At 71.9% G+C, this 24,041-nt stretch carries 2 protein-coding genes; both read left to right on the top strand.

Translation table 11 applies throughout. The features are described 5' to 3' along the window. The first annotated feature begins 195 nt into the window (after nt 1-195). Nucleotides 196-2,187, top strand: coding sequence for an AMP-binding protein (locus tag HNR67_RS22950; protein WP_185004263.1), 1,992 nt, complete (start codon nt 196-198; stop codon nt 2,185-2,187). After that, nucleotides 2,184-24,041 (top strand): non-ribosomal peptide synthetase, encoded by a 21,858-nt coding sequence (locus HNR67_RS22945; RefSeq protein WP_185004262.1) that lies wholly within the window; start codon nt 2,184-2,186, stop codon nt 24,039-24,041. The genes HNR67_RS22950 and HNR67_RS22945 overlap by 4 nt, the downstream gene beginning before the upstream one ends.

The raw sequence follows: 24,041 nt of genomic DNA, 5'->3' as shown, positions 1-24,041 counted from the left end.
TCCCTTCACCGTGAAGGAAACTTTGACCTGCGGTTTGTACCACAGCAGCCGGTCACGCTACGCACCTTACATACGAGATATTTACTAGAACCCACGCGGCGTGCCGCCGCTCACACTCGCTTGGATGACAAAGATTTCCAAACTTGCGAAACCGCTCTCACGAAGTGCATCGTAGACACCCGGAGGTCCTGAAGCATGGACGAAAAGTCGAAGAGTAAAGACTTGGTATCCGCCCTGCAAAGTCGCACAGAGAATGCGCCTGAACACGTAGCGGTGACGTTCGTGGCCGATGTCGATGACCCAATGGGTCACATCGGACTCACCTACGCGCAGCTCGATGAGCGGGCCCGGCGACTGGCGGTCTGGCTGGCAGGCCGGTTCGCCCCTGGCGAGCGCGCACTGCTGCTGTTCAACGCGGGCGTGGAGTTCGGCGTGGCCTTCTACGGCTGCCTGTACGCCGGCCTGGTCGCCGTGCCCTGCCCGCGTCCGGGCCGCTACCGGCACGAGCGGCACCGCACCGCGGGCATCGCCAGGGACGCCGACGTCGCGGTGCTGCTCACCGACTCGGCCACGCTGGACTCGGTGGAGAAGTGGACCGCCGAGGAGGGCCTGTCCGCGCTGCCGGTGGGCGTCACCGACACCGTCGAGGCCGATCCGGCCGACTGGCGCAGGCCCGCGCTGAGCACCGACAGCCTGGCGCTGTTGCAGTACACCTCCGGCTCCACCGGCAGCCCCAAGGGCGTGATGGTCGGGCACGGCAACCTGCTGGACAACGCCGAGAGCATCCGGACCACCTTCGGCCTGGACCGGCAATCCCGTTGGGGCGGCTGGATTCCGCTCTACCACGACATGGGCCTGATCGGGCACCTGATCACCGGCACGCTGTGCGGCAGCGGGTTCGTCCAGCTCGACCCGACCGCGTTCCTGCGCCGCCCGCACCACTGGCTCAAAGTGCTGGACCGCTTCGACGTGCAGGCCACCGCCTCCCCCGACTTCGGCTACGACCAGTGCACCCGCCGGGTCACCGACGAACAGCTCGCCGAACTGGACCTGTCCCGCTGGCGCGCGGCGATCAACGGCTCCGAGCCGGTCCGCTCGCCCACCCTGGACCGCTTCATCGAGCGCTTCGGCCCGGCCGGGTTCCGCCCGCAGTCGATGCTGCCCACCTACGGCCTGGCCGAGGCCACCCTGCTGGCCACCGGCACCCACGGCAGGCGCCCACTCGCGGTGCCGGTGGACGTGCCGGCACTGGAACAGGGCGAACTGCGGGCCGCCGCACCGGGTGTGCCCGCCCGGGACCTGGTCGGCTGCGGTGTCTCCTGCGGCTTCGACGTGCTCGTGGTCGATCCGCACACCCTGGAAGTCCGCCCGGACGGCCGGATCGGCGAGATCTGGCTGGGCGGGCACACCGTGGCCCAGGGCTACTGGGGCAACCGGCAGGCCACCGAGGCCACCTTCGGGGCGCACACCGCCGACGGCCGAGGGCCCTACCTGCGCACCGGCGACCTGGGTGGCCGGCTGGACGGCGACCTGTTCGTCACCGGGCGGCACAAGGACACCATGGTGGTGCACGGCCGCAACATCCACCCGCAGGACGTCGAGCACGAGGTCCGCGACCAGCACGAGGAACTCGCCGGACTGCACAGCGTCGCGTTCACAGTGGACGGTGCCACCGGCGAGACCGTGGTGCTGGTGCAGGAGATCCGCGGCAGCTACTCCCCCGAGCAGCTCGGCACGATCGCCGAGGCCGCCACCCAGACCATCGCCCGCGAGTTCGGCGTGCCGGTGGGCGGGGTGGTGCTGGTGCGGCCCGGCGCGGTGCTGCGCACCACCAGCGGCAAGGTCCGCCGCTCCGACATGCGCCGCGACTACCTGGACGGACGGCTGGAACCGTTGCACACCAACGAGGACCCGCTGCTCGCCGGTGCCCGGCAGCGGCGCAGTGAGCTGCGGGACTGGCTGATCACGCGGGTGGCCACCTACCTGCGCCGCCAGCCGTCCGACATCGACCCGGCCCGGCCACTGGTCGAGTACGGCCTGGACTCGGTGACCACGCTGGCCATCACCACCGACGTCGAGGACCGCTACGACCTGGTGGTGGACCCCGCACTGGCCTGGACCCACCCCACCGCGGACGCCCTCACCACCGCGCTGGCCACCCTGATCGAGGAGAAGACTCGCCAGTGAGCGCACGCCTGCCCCTGACCCCGGCCCAGCACGGTGTGTGGGTCGCGCAGCAACTCGCCCCGGCGAGCCCGCTGTTCACCTGCGCCGTGTACCTCGACATCCCCGGCGCCATCGCGGAATCCGCGCTGCGCCAGGCAATCTCGCGCGCGGTCGCGGAGACCGAGGCGCTGCGGGTGCGCTTCACCGCCGACGGCGAACAGGTCAGCCAGCACGTCGACCCGGACATCCGGGGTGGGCTGACCGTGCTCGAGGTCGACGGTGAGGCGGCCGCACGGGCCTGGGTCCAGGCGGACCGGGCGCGGGTGGCGGACCCACTGGGCGACCAGCCGCTGTTCGAGCACGTGCTGCTCAAACTGGGTCAGGGCAGGCACTGGCTGTACTTCCGCTACCACCACCTGCTGCTCGACGGCTACGGGCTCACCCTTTACGCCCGCCGCCTGCTGGAGCTGCACAACGCCCTCGCCGAGGGTGTCGAAGCACCTGCTTCGGGCTTTGCGACGCTGTCCGAACTGGTGCAAGAGGAAAGCGCATACCACGTTGGGGCGCGGGCACAACGTGACCGAGCACACTGGCTGGCGGAGTTCGCCGATCTGCCCGAGTCCACCGAGCTGGGCGAGGGGCCGGCCGGGCTCGCGCCGAGCCCCCTGGAGGTCACCGGCGAACTCCCGGCCGCGCTGGCCGAGGGCCGCTGGTCAGTGCCGTTGATCGCGGCCACCGCCGCGCACACCCACCGGCACACCGGCGCGACCGAGGTGCTGGTGCGGGTGTTCCTGGCCGCCCGGCTCACCCCGGTCGCGCTGGCCACGCCCGCGATGCTGGTCAACGACCTGCCGTTGCGGCTGAGCGTGCGGCCGGGGATGAGCTTCGCCGAACTGGCCGCGCAGACCGAGACCCGGCTCGCCCAGGCCACCCGGCACCAGCGCTTCCCCGGCGACCTGCTGCGCCGCGAACTGGCCGACGGGCTGTCCGGGCCCGAGGTGAACGTGCTTTCCTTCACCTCCGACCAGTTCCGCATCGGTGGCGTCGACGCCGTGCTGCGGCCCGTGTCGGCCGGTCCGGTGCGGGATCTGACCATCAACGCCTACACCGGGGACGGCGCGGTGCGGCTGCTGCTGCACGGCCACCCCGAGCGGTTCACCGCCGATTCCCTTGGCCGGCACCGTGATCGCCTCTCCCGGCTGCTCACCGCGGTGGCCGCCGACCCGGAGATCACGATCGGCGCGCTGGAGCTGACCAGCCCGGCCGAGCACGCCGCCCTGGCCGCCTGGAACGAGACCGGCACCGAACCGGCCACCCGGTCGCTGGTGCGGATGTTCGAGGACCAGGACCCGGCCGCGATCGCGGTGGTCACCGAGCACGAGACGCTGACCTACGGCGAGCTGAACACCAGGGCGAACCGCCTCGCGCACGACCTGATCGCACACGGCGCGGGCCCGGAAACCCCGATCGCGGTGCTGCTGGAACGGTCCGCCGACTTCGTGGTGGCCGCCTGGGCGGTGCTCAAGGCGGGCGCGGTCTACGTGCCGGTGGACCCGGACTACCCGGCTGAGCGGGTGCTGTTCCTGCTGGAGGACTCCGGCGCCGAGCTGGTGGTGTCCACAGTGGACGCACCAGAGTCCCCGGCGCACAACCCCGGCGTGCCGGTGTACCGCGACGGCGCGGCCTACCTGATCTACACCTCCGGCTCCACCGGCACGCCCAAGGGCGCGGTGATCACCCACGGGGGCATCACGAACATGCTGGACTGGGCGCAGCGGGAGTACCCGCTCGGCCCCGGCGACCGGATGCTGCTCAAGGCGCCCAACGGGTTCGACGTGTCCGTGTACGAGCTGCTGTGGCCGCTCACCCGCGGCGCGGCCGTGGTCATCGCCCGACCCGGTGGGCACGAGGACCCGGCCTACCTGGCCGAACTGATCCGCGAACAGCGGGTCAGCACCTGCGAGTTCGTGCCCGCGCTGCTCGCGCTCTACCTGGACGAGCACACCACCGCCCCCGCGCTGGGCATGGTCACCGCCGGTGGCGAGGCGCTGCCGCCCGGCCTGGTCGAACGCTTCGCCCGGGTCTGCCCGGACACGGTGCTGCTCAACACCTACGGCCCAGCCGAGACCGCGGTCAACGCCACCTGGTGGCAGGCCGTGCCCGGCGAGCCGGTGGCCATCGGCCGCCCGCTGCCCAACACCCGCGCGCACGTCCTGGACTCCGCACTCGCTCCCGCGGCCATCGGCGCGGTGGGCGAGCTGTACCTGGCAGGCGTGCAGGTCGGCCGCGGCTACCTGGACCGGCCGGGGCTGACCGCCGAACGCTTCGTGGCCGACCCGTACGGTCCGGCCGGGACCCGGATGTACCGCACCGGCGACCTGGCCCGCCGCCGCGCGGACGGACTCCTGGAGTTCGCCGGGCGGGCCGACGCCCAGGTCAAGATCAACGGTCAGCGGGTGGAGCCCGGCGAGGTGGCCGCGCTGCTGTCCACCGCGCCCGGAGTGGTGCAGGCCGAGGTCGTGGTGCGCACCTCCGCGGCCGGGGTCAAACAGCTCATCGCTTACGTGGTCGGCGGCGCGGGCGATCTGCGGGCCTGGCTGACCGAACGCGCACCCGCACACCTGGTGCCCGCGGTGGTCGTGCCGCTGACCGAGATCCCGTTGACCCCCAACGGCAAGGTCGACCGGCGTGCGCTGCCCGAACCCGAGATCGCGCCGGTGACCGCACCGCGTACCGAGACCGAACGGCTGCTGTGCCAGGTGCTGGGCGAACTGCTCGGCACCGAGGTCGGCGCGGACACGCACTTCCTCGCCCAGGGCGGGGACAGCATCATCGCCATCCAACTGGTCGGCAGGCTGCGCGCGCACGGCATCGAACTCACCCCCCGGCAGGTATTCGCGCACCCGGTGCTGGCCGACCTGGCCGCCGCGGCCACCCTGGTCGCCGAGTCCACTGTGGACGAACCGGTCGGCGAACTGGCCCCGACCCCGATCATGCGCTGGCTGCTCACCCGGGGTGCGCCGATCCAGGACTACGCGCAGACCCTGGAACTGTCCGCCCCCGACCTGACCGAAGCCGACTTCCTGGCCGCCTTGCAGCTGGTGCTGGACCGGCACGACGCACTGCGCCTGCGCCTGGACGGCGAGCGGCTGACCGTCCGCCCGGTTGGCTCGGTGCAGGCCCGCGACTGCCTGACCGATCGCCTGGATCCGGCCGCGGGCATCGTGCTGCGCGCTGAACTGACCGGCGGGACCCTGCTGCTGTCCCTGCACCACCTGGTGGTCGACGGGGTGTCCTGGCGGGTGCTGCTGCCCGACCTGGCCGAGGCCCTGACCGCGATCCGCGCAGACCGCCCCGCCCGGCTGTCCGTACCCGGGACCTCCCTGCGTACCTGGGCCAACTCGCTGCCCGCCCGCGCCGAGGACCCGGCTGTCCGCGCCGAACTCCCGCACTGGCAGCAGCTCCTCGACGCCGAACCCCTGGACCTCGGCACCGGCGACGGCCTGCGCTCGGTGGACATCGAACTGGACGCCGCCACCACCGCCCGCCTGCTCACCGACCTGCCCGCCGCCTACCGGGCGGATGGTGACGACGTGCTGCTGGCCGGACTCGCCGCCGCCATCGGCCGCCCGGTCACCGTCGAACTGGAGGGCCACGGCCGCCTCGGCGCGGGCCTGGCCACCACGGTCGGCTGGTTCACCACCGCGCACCCCGTCCGCCTGGACCCCGGCCCGCTGAACTGGACCGAACTGGCCTCAGGCGACGCCGAGGCCGGCCGGGTGCTGCGTGCGGTCAAGGAGTCGGTGCGCGCCATCCCCGGCGAGGGCCTGGGCTTCGGCCTGCTGCGCTGGCTCAACCCGGAAACCGCGCCGGTACTGGCCGCGCTGCCCGAACCGGCGGTGAGCCTGAACTACCTCGGCCGCCTGGACGGGGCCGCGCTCGGCTGGCCGCTGGCCGGATCACCGTTGCAGGGCAACACCACCGACCCCGCGTTCCTGCCGCCGCTGGAGATCAACACCTACCTGCGCGAGGCCGAGGACGGGCTGCGGCTGACCGCCCGCTGGTCCAGTGCCACCTTCGACGCCGACCGGGTCGCCGAACTGGCCCACCGCTGGCGTGCTGCCCTGATCGGCCTGTCCCGGCACACCGGCAGCGGCCTGACCCCCTCGGACGTACCCCTGGTCGCCATCGGCCAGGCCGAACTCGACGAGCTGTGCGGGGCAGCCGGAGACGTGGCCGACGTGCTGCCGCTCGCCCCCTTGCAGCAGGGCCTGCTCACCCACTCCCTGCACACCACCGGCGCCGACCCGTACGTGGCCCAGCTCGTGCTCGACATCCAGGGCGACCTCGACCTGACCGCCCTGCACACCGCCGTCGACCGGCTGCTGACCCGGCACCCCAACCTGCGCGCCGGTTTCCACACCCGCGGTGCCGCCGACCCGGTCCAGGTGGTGCCCGCCGCGATCACCGGGCACTGGGCCGAACACCAGACCGACGAGGCCGGTGTGGCCGAGTTCCTGGCCGCGGACCGGGCTCGTGGGTTCGACCTGCGCCGCCCGCCGCTGCTGCGCTTCACCGCACTGCGCCTGGGCTCCGATCGCACCCGGCTGGTCTTCACCCACCACCACCTGCTCCTGGACGGCTGGTCGCTGCCCCCGCTGCTGGCCGAGCTGTTCGCCCTATACCGCGGTGAGACCCCGCCGGTCGGCACGCCCTACCGGGAGTTCCTGACCTGGCTGGCCGACCGCGACCGCGCCGAGGTGACCCGGCTCTGGCTGGCCGAGCTGGCCGGGGTCTCCCCCACCGTGCTCGCCCCCGACGCCGAACCGAACACCCCGCGCAGCACCGAGATCCTGCTCACCACCGAGCAGACCGCCGCGCTGCTGGCCACCACCCGGGCCGCCGGACTCACCCTCGGCGCACTCGCCCAGTCCCTGTGGGGCCTGGTGCTGGCCGGACTCACCGGCGCCGAGGACGTGGTCTTCGGCGCACCCGTCGCCGGTCGCCCGCCCGAACTGCCGGGTGTGGACCGGATGATCGGCCTGTTCATCAACACCCTGCCCGTCCGGGTCAAGCTGGCCGAGGGCGAGAGCCTGGCCGGGCTGACCGCGCGGGTGCAGGAACAGCAGGCCCGCCTTGGCGAACAGCACACCGTGCGACTGGCCGACCTGTGGCAGACCGAGCTGTTCGACACCATCCTGGCCTTCGAGAACTACCCGATGCCCGACCGCCTGGACACCGCCGGGCTGCGGCTGGCGGTCGCCGCCAACACCGAGGACACCCACTACCCGCTCACCGTCTCGGTCTTCCCCGGCGAGCAGCTCCGCATCACCCTGGACACCGCGGTCCTCAGCCCCGAAGCCCTGGCCACCGTGGCCGGGAAGCTGCGCGCGCTGCTCGAGTCCGCATCCTCCACAGTGGACACTCAGGTCACCGCCGTGTTCTCCGAGCAGGAGCGCGCGCTGGTGCTCGGTGAGCGGCCGCGGACCGAGTTGGACTACTTCGCCTCCCGCTCCACCGGCCGGGCCCCACGCACCCCGCGCGAGGAACTGTTGTGCGCCATGGTCGCCGAGGTGCTCAGCCTGGACTCGATCACCATCGACGACGAGTTCTTCGAGCTGGGCGGCACCTCGATGGTGATGATCCGGCTGGCACACCGGGTGCGCGCGGAGTTCGACGTCGAGCTGTCCCTGCGTGACTTCTTCGCCGCCCCCACCGTGGCCGAACTCGCCGAGCGACTGGATTCCCTTGCCCCGCAACAGCAGGGCCTCACCGCCAGGGAACGACCGGAGCGGGTGCCGCTGTCCTTCGCCCAGGAACGCATGTGGTTCCTGCAACGCCTCCAGGGCGGCGGCAGCTACACCATCCCGATCGCCCTCCAGCTCACCGGCCCCCTGGACGTGCCGGCGCTGCACGGCGCGCTCACCGACCTGGTCGACCGGCACGAGGCCCTGCGCACCATCTACCCCGAGGACGCCGAAGGCCCGCACCAGGTCGTACTGCCGGTCGGCACCCCACTGCCCTTCGAGGTCGTCCGCACCAACACCCCCGACCTCGACGCGGCGGGCGCCTATCCCTTTGATCTGAACAGGGAAACCCCGCTGCGGGTCACCCTGTTCGAGCTGGGCGAGCAGCAGCACACGCTGTTCCTGGCCCTGCACCACATCGCCACCGACGGCGCCTCGCTGACCCCGCTCGCCCACGACCTGTCCACCGCCTACGCCGCCCGGCTGCGCGGACAGGACGCCAACCTGGCCGAGCTACCAGTGCAGTACGCCGACTTCGCGCTGTGGCAGAAGGAAACCCAGGCCGAGGAACTGGCCAAGCAGCTCGGCTACTGGAAGCAGAACCTGGCCTCGCTGCCCAAGGAGGTCACCTTCCCGGCCGACCGCCCGCGCCCGGCCGCGCCGACCTATGAGGGCTCGCACGTGGAGTTCCTCATCGGCCACGAGCTGTACGACCGGGTGGTCGAACTGGCCGGGCAGACCCGCACCACGCCGTTCATGGTGTTGCAGGCCGTGGTCGCCCTGCTGCTCAACAAACTCGGCGCGGGTGAGGACATCCCGCTGGGCGGCATCACCGGCGACCGGCCCGACCCGATCCTGGACGAGGTCGTCGGCGTCTTCATCAACACGATCATCTACCGGATCAGCACCGCGGGCGATCCGACCTTCACCGAACTGCTGCACCGGGTGCGCGAGACCGGCCTGTCCGCCTACGCCAACCGCGATGTGCCGTTCGAGAAGCTGGTCGAGGAGCTGAACCCGGAGCGGGCCCGCACCCGGCACGTGTTCTTCCAGGTGATGGTGGCCTGGCTGGACCTCACCGACGCCGACATCGTGCTGCCGCACATCCAGGTCGAGCCCGGCCCGGTGACCAGCGGCACCTCCAAGTTCGACGTGCACTTCGACTGCCACGTGCACCCCGACGGCCTGCTGTGCCGCCTGGAATACGCCACCGACCTCTACGACCACGAGACCGCGCAACGCTTCGCCGAACGCTTCACCCGGATCCTGGCCGCGGTCACCGCCGACCCGGCCGCCCGGCTGTCCACTGTGGACGTTCTCTCCGCCGAGGAGCGGACCAGGGTGCTGGAGTCCTTCAACAGCACCGAGATCACCCTGCCGCCGGAGACCTTCGTCGACCTGATGGAGGCCCAGGACCCGGCACTGGAAGCCGTGGTGTGCGACGGCGAGCGGGTCAGCTACGGCGAGTTCAACGCCAGGGTCAACCAGCTCGCGCACTCGCTGATCCGGCGCGGTATCGGCCCGGAGTCCCGGATCGCGGTGATGCTGCCCTATTCGGTGGACCTGGTGGTCGCGCTGTGGGCGATCATCAAGGCGGGCGCGGCCTACATCCCGGTGGACACCGGCTATCCCATCGAGCGCATCAACTACATCCTCGAGGACTCCGGCGCGGCCCTGCTGATGGCCGAACGCGACCTCGACGGCTTCGAGCGCATCCCGGTGACCGCACCGGAGGAGTCCACCGCCAACCCCGGCGTGCGCGCCTACCCGGACAGCCCCTCCTACATCATCTACACCTCCGGCTCCACCGGCCGCCCCAAGGGCACGCTCAACACCTACCTCGGCATGGACAACCGGTTCTTCTGGATGCAGGAGGACATCGGCCTCGGCCCGGCCGACCGGGTGCTGCAGGCCACGCCTACCGGGTTCGACGTGTCGGTGTGGGAGGTGTTCTGGACGCTGTCCCGCGGCGCCACCCTGGTGGTGCCCAAGCCCGGCGGGCACCGTGACCCGGTCTACATGTCCCGGCTGATGCACGCCGAGTCGGTGACCGTGGCACACCTGGGCGCCTCCCGGCTGGCCGCCTTCCTGGCCGAGGCCGAACTGCCGGCCTCGGTGCGCGCCATCGAGTCCGGCGACGAGGTGATGCCTGCCGAGCTGATCCGCCGCTTCCACCGGGAGTCCAAGAACCCGGATGTGTGGCTCACCAACGCCTACGGGCCCACCGAGGCCGCCATCGACGTCACCCGCTGGCCCACCCCGGCCGAACCGGGCACCGTGCTGATCGGCCCGCCGGTGCGCAACACCACCGCCTACGTGCTGGACGCGGCGCTGAACCCGGTGGCACCGGGGGTGTTCGGCGAGCTGTACATCGGCGGCCTGCAACTGGCCCGCGGCTACCTGGACCGCTCCGGGCTGACCGCGGAACGCTTCGTGGCCAACCCCTTCGGCCCGCCAGGCGACCGCATCTACCGCACCGGCGACCTGGCCCGCTGGACCGAGACCGGCGAGCTGGAGTACCAGGGCCGGGCCGATGACCAGGTGAAGTTGCGCGGACAGCGGATCGAACTGGGCGAAGTCGAGTCCGCGATGACCAGCTTCCCCGGCGTGGCCAGGGCCGCGGTCGCGGTGCATCAGCAGCGCCTGGTCGGCTACGTCATCCCGGCCGGACCGGTTGACCACGAACAGCTCCGGGCGCACCTGGCCGCGCGACTGCCCGAGTACATGGTGCCGCCGCTGGTGGTGGAGCTGGACGTGTTCCCTGCCCTGCCCAGCGGCAAGATGGACCGCTCCGCGCTGCCGGCCCCGGACTTCGCACCGCTGACCGGCCGCCGGCCGCGGACCGTCCGCGAAGAGGTGCTCTGCCAGATCTTCGCCGAGGTCACCGGGGTGCCCGAGGTGTTCCTGGACGACGACTTCTTCGCCCTGGGCGGGCATTCGCTGTCCGTGGCCCGGCTGGCCAGCCGGATCCGCGCGGTGCTGGGCGCGGAGATCGAGCTGGCGGTGCTCTTCGACGCCACCACCCCGGCCAAGGTCGCCGCCCGCCTGGACGGCGCCACCGCCCGCCGCCCTCGGCTCACCGCCAGGGAACGCGGTGACCGGCTGCCGCTCTCCCACGCCCAGGAACGCCTGTGGTTCCTGCACCGCTTCGAGGGCCCGTCCGCCACCTACAACCTGCCGGTGGCCCTGCGCCTGTCCGGCGTGGTGGATGTGGCCGCACTGGACGCGGCGATCGCCGATGTGGCACAACGGCATGAGGCGCTGCGCACGATCTTCGCCGAGGACGCCGAGGGCCCGCACCAGGTGATCCTGGACGCGGTGCCGCCACTGGCCACCGTTGCCGTGCCGGGAGACCTCGACACCGCACTGGCCGAGGCCGTGCAGGTGCACTTCGACCTCGCGGTGGAACCCCCGCTGCGCTCCACGCTGTTCGACCTCGGCGCGGGCGAGTACGTGCTGTTGCTGGTGCTGCACCACATCGCGGGCGACGCCTTCTCGATGGAACCCCTCGCCGGTGACCTGATCACCGCCTACACCGCCCGCGTTGACGGCAGCGCGCCGGAGTGGGCGCCGCTGCCCGTGCAGTACGCGGATTACGCGGTGTGGCAACGGGAACTGCTCGGGTCTTCCAGCGATCCGGACAGCGAGCTGAGCCGTCAGGTCGGCTACTGGAAGGAAGCGCTCGCCGGGCTGCCCGAGCAGCTCGCGCTGCCCACCGACCGGCCGCGGCCCGCGGTGTCCAGTCACCGCGGTGGCATGGTCGAGTTCCAGGTGCCCGCCGAAGTCCACAGTGGACTGTCCGAACTGGCCAGGAGCAACCAGGCCACGCTGTTCATGGTGGTGCAGGCCGCACTGGTCACCCTGCTGCACCGGCTGGGCGCCGGGGACGATGTGGTGATCGGCTCGCCGGTGGCCAACCGCGGTGAGGACGCGGTGGCCGGGCTGGTGGGCTTCTTCGTCAACAACCTGGTGCTGCGCACCGACCTGTCCGGCGACCCGGCCTTCACCGAGGTGCTGGCCAGGGTGCGCGCGGCGGGTCTGGCCGCGTACGCGCACCAGGACGTGCCGTTCGAGCGGGTGGTGGAGGCGGTCAACCCGGCCCGCTCGACCGCCCGGCACCCGCTGTTCCAGGTCAACTTGAACTGGGTGGATGCCGAGGCCCGCGCGGTCTACGCACGCGCCAACCAGCTGCCCGGCCTGACCGGACAGGTGCTGGAACTGACCTCGGACACCGCCAAGTTCGACCTGTCCTTCTTCCTCAGCGAACTGCCCGAGGGCGGTCTGGCCTGCGCCCTCGAATTCGCCGCCGACCTGTTCGACCGGGGCACCGCCGAGCGGATCGCGCACCGCCTCACCGACCTGTTCACCGCCCTGCTCGCAGCCCCCGACCGACCGGTCGGTGACCTGGACGTGTTGACCGAGCGGGAACGCCACCAGCTCCTCATCGAGTGGAACAACACCGCGCACGAACTCCCCCAGGGCACGCTCACCGAACTGCTCGCCGCGCAGATCGCCCGTACCCCCGACGCCACCGCGGTGGTGTTCGACGGGACGACGCTGAGCTACGCCGAACTGGACCGCCAGGCCAACGCCCTCGCCCGGCGACTGCTGGCCCTCGGCGCCGGCCCGGAACGCTTTGTCGGCGTGCTGCTGCCGGTGTCCGAACAGCTCCTGGTCACCCTGCTCGCGGTGCTGCGCACCGGCGCGGCCTACCTGCCACTGGACCCGGGCACCCCCGCCGAACGGCTCGCGTTCATGCTGGGTGACATCGCCCCGGTCGCCGTGGTGAGCACCCCGGAACTGACCGCGCTCGCCGGGGATATCCCGGTGCTGGTCCCGGATCACGGGGAATCTACCGAACGGTTGGTTCCGGCCACCCGATCGGGCAATGCGGCGTTCGTGATCTTCACCTCCGGCTCCACCGGCGCGCCCAAGGCCGTGCTGGTCGAGCACGGTTCACTGGTCGCCTACCTGGCCTGGGCCACCGACGAGTACGCCAGCCTGCGCGAGCACGCGCTGGTGCACTCACCGGTGTCCTTCGACCTCACCGCCACCGGCCTGTGGGGCCCGCTGCTGCACGGCGGCCGGGTGGAACTGGTGCGCTGGAACGAAACCGGCCCGGACAGCACTGTCGGTGTGGCCAAACCCGCCTTCGTCAAGGCCACCCCCAGCCACCTCCAGCTCCTCGACGTGGTGGACGAGCGGTACTCGCCGAGCGGACAACTGGTGCTGGGCGGCGAATCGCTGCTCGGCGACGCCCTCGACGCCTGGCGGGCCGGACATCCCGGGGTCACCGTGCTCAACGAGTACGGGCCGACCGAGACCACCGTGGGCTGCACGGTCTTCCGGATCGAACCCGGCGACCCACTGCCCTCCGGTGTGATCACCATCGGCACCCCGGTGTGGAACACCCGGATCCTGGTGCTGGACCACCGCCTCCGGCTCGCGCCGGTCGGCACCGCCGGTGAGCTGTACGTGGCTGGCGAGCTGGTCACCCGTGGCTACCAGAACCGGCCGGGGCTGACCTCGACCCGGTTCGTGGCCAACCCGTTCGCCCCCGGCGAGCGGATGTACCGCACCGGCGACCTGGCCCGCTGGACCGAGTCGGGACGGCTGGAGTTCCTGAGCCGGGTCGACGACCAGGTCAAGATCCGCGGTTTCCGGATCGAGCTGGGCGAGGTCGAGGCCGTGCTCGGCGCGGTGCCAGGGGTGACCCAGGCCGCCGTGGTGGTGCGCGAGGACCAGCCCGGCGACAAGCGACTGGTCGCCTACGTGGTGGGCACGGCCGGGCTCGACGAGCTGCGCGCCGAGGCCACCCGGGTGCTGCCCGACTACATGGTGCCCTCCGCGTTCGTGCCCCTCGACGTGTTGCCGCGCACCGGGAACGGCAAGCTGGACCGCCGCGCCCTGCCCGCACCCCAGCACAGCGAGACCGGCCGGGCCGCCGCTGACGGGGTGGAAAGCCAGGTCGCGGCGCTGTTCACCGACCTGCTCGGCGTGCCGGAAGCCTTCGCGGACACCGACTTCTTCGCCATGGGCGGGCACTCCATGCTGGTGGCCCGCCTGGTCAACCAGGTCCGCGCCGGGTTCGCCGTGGACATCTCGATCAAGGACGTGTTCGAGAACTCCACCGTCGCCGGGATCGCCCGGCTGGTGGCGGCGGGTCGGGACGCCCGGCCCGCGCTGCGCCGCCGGGCACGCCCGGCCCGGGTGCCGCTGTCCCCGGCCCAGCACCGGATGTGGTTCCTGGACCGCCTGGAGGGGCCGTCGGCCACCTACACCATCCCGATCTCGCTGAAGCTGTCCGGCGCACTGGACGAGTCCGCGTTGCGGGCGGCCTTCGACGATGTGGTGGCCCGGCACGAATCCCTGCGCACGATCGTGGCCGAGGACGGCGACGAGGTGTACCAGGTGGTGACCGAGCAGGCACCCGAGTTCACCGTCATCGAGGTGAGTCCGTCCACAGTGGACGATGAGGTGGCCAGGGCGGCGCAGGGTTCGTTCGCGCTCGACCGGGAACTGCCCGCGCGGGCGGTGCTGTTGCGGGTCGGCGCGACCGAGCACGTGCTGCTGGTGCTGCTGCACCACATCGCCGCCGACGGCGGTTCGATGCCGGTACTGGCCGCGGACCTGGCCACCGCCTACGCCGCCCGACTGGCCGGGCGTGCGCCGGAGTGGACGCCGCTGCCCGTGCAGTACGCGGATTACGTGCTGTGGCAGCGTGATTTCGCCGAGGAGCACCTCGGCTTCTGGACCAGGGCACTGGCCGGGATCCCGGAGGAGATCAGCCTGCCCGCCGACCGGCCGCGGCCCGCGGCACCGAGTCACCGGGGTGGCGCGGTCCCGCTGACCGTGCCAGCCGAGCTGCGCACCCGGCTCGCCGAGGTGGCCAGAGCGCACGGGGCCAGTGAGTTCATGGGCTTGCAGGCCGCCTTCGCCACACTGCTGTCCCGGCTCGGTGCCGGGTCGGACGTGGTGCTGGGCAGCCCGGTGGCCGAACGTCCGGACGCCGCGCTGGAGGGCCTGGTCGGGCTGTTCGTCAACACCCTGGTGCTGCGCACCGACCTGTCCGGCAACCCCTCCTTCGCCGAGGTGCTGGGCCGGGTGCGTGCCTTCGACGTGGCCGCCTACGCCCGCGCCGACCTGCCGTTCGAGCAGCTCGTGGAGGCACTCAACCCGGTGCGCTCCCGGGCCCGGCACCCGCTGTTCCAGGTGATGCTGACCCTCAACGCCGAACAGGCCGCCCCCAGCCTGCCCGGCCTGACCGCCACCGTTGGCGACCTGCCGCTGGACCGGGCCAAGTTCGACCTGTCCCTGGCACTGTCCGAACAGGACGGTGCCTGGACCGGTGTGCTGGAGTACGCCACCGACCTGTTCGACGCCGCCACCGTCGAGGCCATCGGCGCCCGCTTCCTTGGCCTGATCGAACAGGTGACCGCCGCCCCGGAACAACCGGTGCACGCGGTCGACCTGCTCACCCCCGCCGAACGCGCGGAACTCCTGGACACCCGCAACGCCACCGCCAAGGCCCGGCCGGAAACCCTGCTGCCGCAGCGGTTCGAGGAGCAGGCCGCGAACACTCCGGACGCGGTGGCGGTGGCCGACGGCACCTGGTCGCTGAGCTACGCCGAGCTGAACCGGCTGGCCAACCAGCTCGCCAGGCACCTGCGCGAGCAGGGTGTCGGCGCGGGTTCGGTGGTCCCGGTGGTGCTGCCCCGGTCGGCCGAGTTGATGGTGGCGCTGCTCGCGGTGCTCAAGTCCGGCGCCGCCTACCTGCCCATCGACCACGCCTACCCGGCCGAGCGGATCGACCTCCTCCTCAGCGATTCCGGCGCGAACCTGGTGATCACCGAGTCCACCTTCCACAGTGGACTGGACGACCTGCCCGGCGAGAACCTGGGTCTCCCGCTCGACCCGCGCTCGGCCGCCTACCTGATCTACACCTCCGGCTCGACCGGCCGCCCCAAGGGCGTGGTGATCGAACACGCCGCACTGGCCGCCTACCTCGGCGAGGCCGAGGCCATGTACCCGGCGGCCTCCGGCGAGGCCCTGGTGCACTCCTCGGTGGCCTTCGACATGCCGGTCACCACGCTGTTCACCCCGCTGATCACCGGCGGCCGGATCCGCTTCGGCGCGCTGGACGAGCACACCACCCGGCCGGACCTGCTCAAGGTCACCCCCAGCCACCTGCGGCTGCTGGACACCCTGCCGACGCAGGCATCCGACGCGTACAACCTGATCATCGGCGGCGAGGCCCTGGACGGCGAGGTGTTGCAGCGCTGGCGGGACCGGCACCCGGACGCGGTGATCACCAACGAGTACGGGCCAACCGAGGCCACCGTGGGTTGCGTGGTCTTCCACCTGCACCCGGGTGACCAGCGGATCACCGGCCCGGTCCCGATCGGCCGCCCGATCGGCAACGCCCGGGTCTACGTGCTCGACGAACACCTCCGCCCGGTGCCCCCCGGGGTGTGGGGTGAGCTGTACCTGGCCGGGGCCGGACTGGCCCGCGGCTACCACGACCGGCCCGCGCTGACCGCCGAACGCTTCCTGGCCAACCCGTTCGAGGCCAACGGATCGCGGATGTACCGCACCGGCGACCGGGTCCGCTGGAACACGACAGGCGAGCTGGAGTACGCCGGGCGGGTGGACGAGCAGGTCAAGGTCCGCGGATTCCGGATCGAGCCGGGTGAGATCGAGGCCGCACTGTCCGCTGTGGACGGTGTCGCCCAGGCAGCCGTGCTCGTCCGCGCGGACCGCCTGGTCGCCTACCTGGTCCACGACCGCGATCTGTCCACTGAGGACATCCGGGCCACGCTGGCGGCGAAGCTGCCCGCGCACCTGGTGCCGTCGGCGTTCGTCACCCTCGACGAGATCCCGTTGAACCCCAACGGCAAACTCGACCGCCGCGCCCTGCCCGCACCGGGCCGGGAGCAGGGTGGCCGGGCGCCAGAGGGCCTGGCCGAGCAGACCCTGGCCGCGTTGTTCGCCGAGGTGCTGGGCCTGGACGCGGTCTCCGCCGAGCACGACTTCTTCGCCGCCGGTGGGCAGTCACTGCTGGCCGGGGTGCTGGTCAACCGGATCCGCGCGGTGCTCGGCGTGCGGGTCGAACTGCGCCAGCTCTTCGACACGCCCACGGTGGCCGGACTGGCCGCCCAGCTGGAGTCCGCGCCCCGGCACGAGCGGTTCGCGCTGCGACCGCGGCCGGAGCGGCTGCCGCTGTCCTTCGGCCAGGAACGACTGTGGTTCCTGCACGGCCTGGACGGCCCCTCCGACACCTACAACGTGCCGGTCGCCCTGCGCCTGACCGGCGTGGTGGACGTGCCCGCGCTGCGCCAGGCACTGACCGACCTGTCCACCCGGCACGAGACCCTGCGCACGATCTTCGCCACCGACGGCCGTGGCAGCAGGCAGATCGTGCTCGCCGACGGCCACCCGGCACTGGAGGTCCGCGAGGTCTCGTCCGAGTCCCTGGACAACGCACTGGCCGAGGCCGCCGGACACCGGTTCGACCTGGCCGCCGAGGTGCCGTTCCGCGGCTGGCTGTTCCAGGTCGACACCGAGGAATCGGTGCTGGTCCTGGTGCTGCACCACATCGCGGGCGACGCGGTGTCCATGGCCACCCTGGCCGCCGACCTGAGCACCGCCTACACCGCCCGCGTGGCCGGGCAGTCGCCGCGCTGGGCGCCGCTGCCGGTGCAGTACGCCGACTACGCGGTCTGGCAGCGCGAGGTGCTCGGCAACGGCGAACTGTCCCGGCAGCTCGACCACTGGGTGCACACCCTGGCCGACGCCCCGGCGCAGATCGCGCTGCCCACCGACCGGCCGCGTCCTGCGGTGGCCAGTCACCGCGGTGACTCGGTCGCCTTCACCGTCCCGGCCAAGCTGCGCGGCGCGCTGACCCAGCTGGCCCAGCGGCACGGGGCCACGCTGTTCATGGTGCTGCACGCCGCGTTCAGCACCCTGCTGTCCCGGCACGGGGCCGGTACCGACGTGGTGCTCGGCACCCCGGTCGCGGGCCGCACTGACGCCGCGGCGCATGACCTGGTCGGCCTGTTCGTCAACACGCTGGTGCTGCGCGCCGACCTGTCCGGCGACCCGTCCTTCCGCGAGTTGCTGGGCCGGATCCGGGCCACCGACCTGGCCGCCTACGCCCACCAGGACCTGCCGTTCGAGCACCTGGTGGAGGCACTCAACCCGGAACGCTCCACCGCCCAGCAGCCGCTGGTCCAGGTGACCATCATGCTGGACAACACCGGCCAGCTGCCCGCACTGCACCTGCCCGGCCTGACCGCCGAAGCCGAGGCGGTGAGTTCCAGCTCGGCCAAGTTCGACCTCTCCCTGTCCTTTGTGGACGGCAAGGACGGCGATCTAGCCGGTGCACTGGAGTTCGCCACCGACCTGTTCGACCGCGACACCGCGGCCACCCTCACCGACCGGCTGCTGCGGGTACTGACCGAGGTAGTCACCACCCCGGAACTGCCGCTCAGCGAGATCGGCCTGCTGTCCGAGTCCGACCGGCAGCACCTGCTGACCACCTGGAACGGCACCCCGCGGGAGATCCCTGCGGCCACCGTGGTCGAACTGTTCGACGCCCAGGTGGCCGCCAACCCGGACGCGGTGGCCGTGGTCGAGGCCGGGATCCCCACCAGCTACGCCGAACTGGACGCCCGGTCCCGCCGGGTGGCCGCACACCTGCGTGCCCACGGCGTCGGCCAGGAAACCGCGGTCGCACTGTGGCTGGAACGGTCCCTGGACCTGGTGGTCGCCACCCTCGCGGTACTGCGGGCCGGTGGCGCTTACGTGCCACTGGACCCGCGGCACTCGCCGACCTGGCTGAGCCGCATCCTGGAGGACACCGGCGCCCTGCTGGTGCTCACCCACGACGCCGCCGGACCCGGCCTCCCCGAGGGCAGGCCGGTGCTCAACCTCGCCGAACTGTCCGAAGTGGACACTGACTTCGCGGCCCCGGCGCACCCCGCGCAGCTCGCCTACGTCATGTACACCTCGGGTTCCACCGGCACGCCCAAGGGCATCGGTGTGTCCCAGCGGGACATCGTGGCCCTGGCCACCGACGAGTGCTGGCGCGGCGGGGCGCACGAGCGGGTGCTGCTGCGCTCCCCGCACGCCTTCGACGCCGCCACCTACGAGCTGTGGGTGCCGCTGCTCAACGGCGGCCGGGTCGTGGTCTCCCCGCCCGGTGAGCTGGACCTGGTCTCGCTGCGGCGACTGCTGGTCGCCGAGGGTGTGACCGCGTTGTTCCTGACCACCGCGCTGTTCAACGTGATCGCCGAGGAGGACCCCGCGGTCTTCGGCACCGTCCGGCAGGTCTGGACCGGTGGCGAGCAGGTCTCCCCCGCCGCGTTCCGCCGGGTGCTGGCCGCGGGCGGACCGGAACTCGTGCACGTCTACGGACCCACCGAGACCACCACCTTCGCCACCTACCACCCGGTCGGGAACCTGGTGCCGGGCGCGACCATCCCGATCGGCCGGGCGATGACCGGGATGCGGGCCTACGTGCTCGACGCCCGGCTCAGCCTGGTCCCGCCGGGCGTTCCCGGCGAGCTGTATCTGGGCGGCGCGGGCGTGGCCCGTGGTTACGTCGGCCAGCCCATCGCCAGCGCGGAACGGTTCGTCGCCGACCCGTTCACCCCCGGCGGCCGGATGTACCGCACCGGCGATGTGGTGCGCTACAACGCCGACGGACAGCTGGAGTTCGTGGGCCGGGCCGACACCCAGGTCAAGATCCGCGGCTTCCGGATCGAGCCCGGCGAGATCGAGTCGGTGCTCACCAGCGCCGAGGACATCGCCCAGGCCGCGGTGGTGGTCCGCGAGGACGCACAGGGCGAACGCCACCTGCTCGCCTACGTCGTGGCCGCCCCGGGACGTCAGCTGGACCGCGCCGAGATCGGTACCCGGCTGGCGGCTTCGGTGCCGCGCTACATGGTTCCGTCCGGGATCGTGGTCCTGGACAGCCTGCCGTTGACCCCCAACGGAAAGCTCGACCACCGCGCCCTGCCGGTGCCGACCGGACCGGTCGCCACCCCTGGCCGCGGCCCGCGCTCGCCGCGCGAGGAAATCCTCAGCCGCCTGTTCGCCGAGGTGCTCGGCGTGCCGTCGGTGAGCACCTCGGACAACTTCTTCGAGCTGGGCGGTCACTCGCTGCGGGTGACCAGGCTGGTCAGCCGGGTGCGCGCGGTACTGGGCGTGGAACTGCCGGTGCGCGACGTGTTCGAGGCGCCCACCGTCGCCGGACTCGCGGCCAGGCTGGACCGGATGGCACAGGCCCGCCCCGGCATCACCGCGGGCGAGCGGCCCACCCGGATCCCACTGTCCTTCGCCCAGCGCCGACTGTGGTTCCTGCACCGGTTCGAAGGTCCCTCCCCCGCCTACAACATCCCACTGGCGCTGCGTTTGACCGGCAGCCTGGACACCGGCGCGCTCACCGCCGCACTCGCCGATGTGGTGGCCCGGCACGAAAGCCTGCGCACGGTGCTCGGCGAGGACGAGGCCGGGGCGTACCAGGTGGTGCTGCCCGCGGGCGAGGCCAAGCCACGGCTGGAGGTCACCGACGTCCCGGCCGCGGCACTGGCCGAGCACCTGGACGCCGCCGCCACCTACACCTTCGACCTGGCCACCGAGATCCCGGTGCGGGCCTGGGTACTGCGGCAGTCCGAGCGGGAGGCGGTGTTCCTGCTGCTGGTGCACCACATCGCCGCGGACGCCGAATCCCTGCGCCCACTGGCCGCCGACCTGGCCACCGCGTACCAGGCCAGGCTGTTCGGCAACCGTCCGGAATGGACAGACCTGCCGGTGCAGTACGCCGACTACGCGCTCTGGCAGGACCAGCTCCTGGACAGCTTCAGCGGCGAACTCCTGGACTTCTGGACCACCGCGCTGGCCGGTGCGCCCGAAGAACTGAACCTGCCCATCGACCGGCCCCGCTCCACCCTGTCCACCGGCGCGGGCGCCGCGGTGCCACTGCGCATCGACCCGGCCCTGCACCGACGGCTGGCCGAACTGGCCGAGGCCAACGGCGTCACCGTGTTCATGGTGCTGCAGGCCGGGCTCGCCGCCCTGCTGGACCGCCTCGGCGCCGGGTCGGACCTGCCGATCGGCACCCCGACCGCGGGCCGGGTGGACCAGGCCCTGGACGGCCTGATCGGGTTCTTCCTCAACACCCTGGTCCTGCGCACCGACACCTCGGGCGCGCCGAGCTTCGCCGAGCTGCTCGGCCGGGTCCGGCGCACCGACCTGGACGCCTACGAGCACCAGGACCTGCCGTTCGAGCGCCTGGTCGAAACGCTCAATCCGGCCCGCTCCACCGGCAGGCACCCGCTGTTCCAGGTGATGCTGTCCTTCCGCAACAACGCCCAGGCCGACCTCGAACTGCCCGGCCTGCGGATCGAACCGGTCGATGCGCAACTGCCGGCGGCCAAGTTCGACCTGTCCTTCAGCCTCACCGAACTGTTCGATGTGGACGGTGAACCGGACGGCATCGAGGGCGAACTCCAGTACGCCACCGCACTCTTCGACTCCGGCACCGCCACCGGTCTCGCCCAACGCCTGGTGCGCGTGCTCGATCAGGCCAGCGACACCCCGGAAACCTCGATCGGCGACCTGGACGTGCTGCTGCCCACCGAGCCGGAACTGTTGCTGCACAACTGGAACCGCACCGAACTGAACCACCCGGCCGCCACCCTGGTCACCCTGTTCGAGACCGCGGCCACCGAACACGCAGAAGCCACCGCGGTGATCGACGGCGATATCACTGTCACCTACGCCGAGCTGAACCGCCGGGCCAACCGCCTGGCACACCTGCTGATCGGCGCGGGCGTCGGCCCGGAATCCGTGGTGGCACTGGCCCTGCCGCGCTCCCTGGACCTGATCGTCGCCGCGCACGCGGTGGCCAAGGCCGGAGCCGCCTACACCCCGATCGACCTGGACAACCCGCCGGAGCGGGCGGCCAGGATGATCGCGGACGCGGGTGCGCGGCTCGTGCTCACCACCTCGGCCACCGACCTCCCGGGCCTGGCCCTGGACTCCCCGGCCACCGCCACCCAGCTCGACGAGCAGCCCGATACCAACCCGGGAATCCCGCTCCAGCCGGAGAACGCGGCCTACGTCATGTTCACCTCCGGCTCCACCGGCCGCCCCAAGGGCGTGGTGGTCTCGCACGCCTCGGTGGTCAACCACCTCGGCTGGCTGCAACGCGAGTACCGGCTCGGCACCGACGACCGGGTGCTGCAGAAGACCCCGATCGGCTTCACCGTGTCGGTGTGGGAACTGTTCTGGCCGTTGCAGTCCGGCGCCACCACGGTGATCGCCGAACCCGGCGGCCACCGCGATCCCGAATACCTCGCGGACCTGGTGGCCCGGCACGGGATCACGACTGTCCACTTCGTACCGTCCATGCTGGAACTGCTGCTCGCCGAACTCGACCCGGCCCGGCTGCGCGGACTGCGGCGGATCTTCGTCGGCGGTGAGGCGCTCAGCCGCGACCTGCACGACCGGTTCACCACGGCCACCGGCGTCCCGCTGTACTACAAGTACGGCTCCACCGAGGTCACCTGTGACGCCACCTTCTGGGACCCGGCAACGGATCCCGGCAGCCGGGCCCTGGTCACCATCGGACAGCCCATCGACAACACCCGCGTGCACGTCCTGGACGGTGCCCTGCGGCCGGTCCCGCCGGGTGTGCCCGGTGAGCTGTACGTGGCCGGGGCGCAGGTCTCCCGCGGCTATGCAGGCCAGCCCGGCCTGACCGCGGAACGGTTCATCGCCGACCCGTTCACCCCCGGCGGACGGCTCTACCGCACCGGCGACCTGGTCCGCTGGGACAACGAGGGCCGACTGCACTTCGTCGGCCGGGCCGACGCCCAGCTCAAGGTACGCGGCATCCGGGTGGAACCGGGCGAGATCGAACTGGCCCTCACCGAACTGTCCACAGTGGACCGAGCGGTGGTGCTGGCCCGCAAGGACGTGCTCGCCGCCTACGTCACCGGCCGCGCCGAACCCGGCGAGCTGCGCCGGGCGCTGGCCGCCCGGCTGCCCGCGCACCTGGTGCCCTCGGCGATCGTGGTGCTGCCGGAGTTCCCGGTCACCGCCAACGGCAAGCTCGACCTGGCTGCTCTGCCCGAACCCGAGCGCGAGGTCTACTTCGGCAGGCCACCGGCCAGTGCGGACGAACACCTGCTGTGCGGGCTGTTCGCCGATGTGCTCGGCCTGCCCGAGGTCGGCGTGGACGAGGACTTCTTCGCCCTCGGCGGCCACTCCATGCTGGCCACCCGCCTGATCAGCCGGGTCCGCGGCAAACTCGGCGGCTCGGCGCGCACGCTGACCGTGCGCAGCCTGTTCGAGTCACCCACGGTCGCCGGACTCGCCACCCGGCTGCGCGCCGACAGCGAGTCCGAACCCCTCGCGATGCTGTTGCCACTGCGGCCCGGCGGCACCGGCACCCCGCTGTTCTGCGTGCACCCCCTCGGCGGCATGAGCTGGAGCTACGTCCAGCTCAGCCGACACCTGCCCGAGCGTTACCCGGTCTACGGCCTCCAAGCCGCCGGCCTGGACGGCACCGGCAAGCTCGCGGGCAGCATCACCGAGATGGCCGCCCAGTACGTGGCCCGGCTGCGTCAAGTCCAGCCAGCGGGTCCCTACCGACTGGTCGGTTGGAGCTTCGGCGGGCTGGTCGCGCACGAGATGGCCGTGCAGCTGCGCGAGACCGGCGCCGAGGTCGAACTGCTCGCGGTGCTCGACACCTACCCCCGCGACCGGCACACCCCGACGCGCTCCGAAGCCGACCTGCTGGACGGCGTGGAGGTCCCCGCCGAACTCGACGGACTGCCGCCGCACCGGATCGAGTCGGTCAAGGCGGTGTTCGTCAACAACAACGAGCTGGCCGGACGGCACCTGCCCCGGACCTACGACGGCGACCTGGTGTTCTGCCAGGCCACCCGGCTCGACCCCGGCGAGACCCGGCGCGAACCGGACCTGTGGCGGCCGCACGTCACCGGGGCCATCGCGGTGCACCCGATCGAGGCCAGCCACAACGACCTGCTCGACAGCCGTCCCGCCACCGCGGTGGGCGAACTGCTGGCCCGGCTGCTGGGCGAACTGGAAAGGAACTGA

Origin of the sequence: Crossiella cryophila (assembly GCF_014204915.1) — a bacterium.
GTDB lineage: Bacteria > Actinomycetota > Actinomycetes > Mycobacteriales > Pseudonocardiaceae > Crossiella > Crossiella cryophila.
Note: the sequence above shows the minus strand (reverse complement) of the source record. Positions and strands in the feature narration are given on the sequence as shown.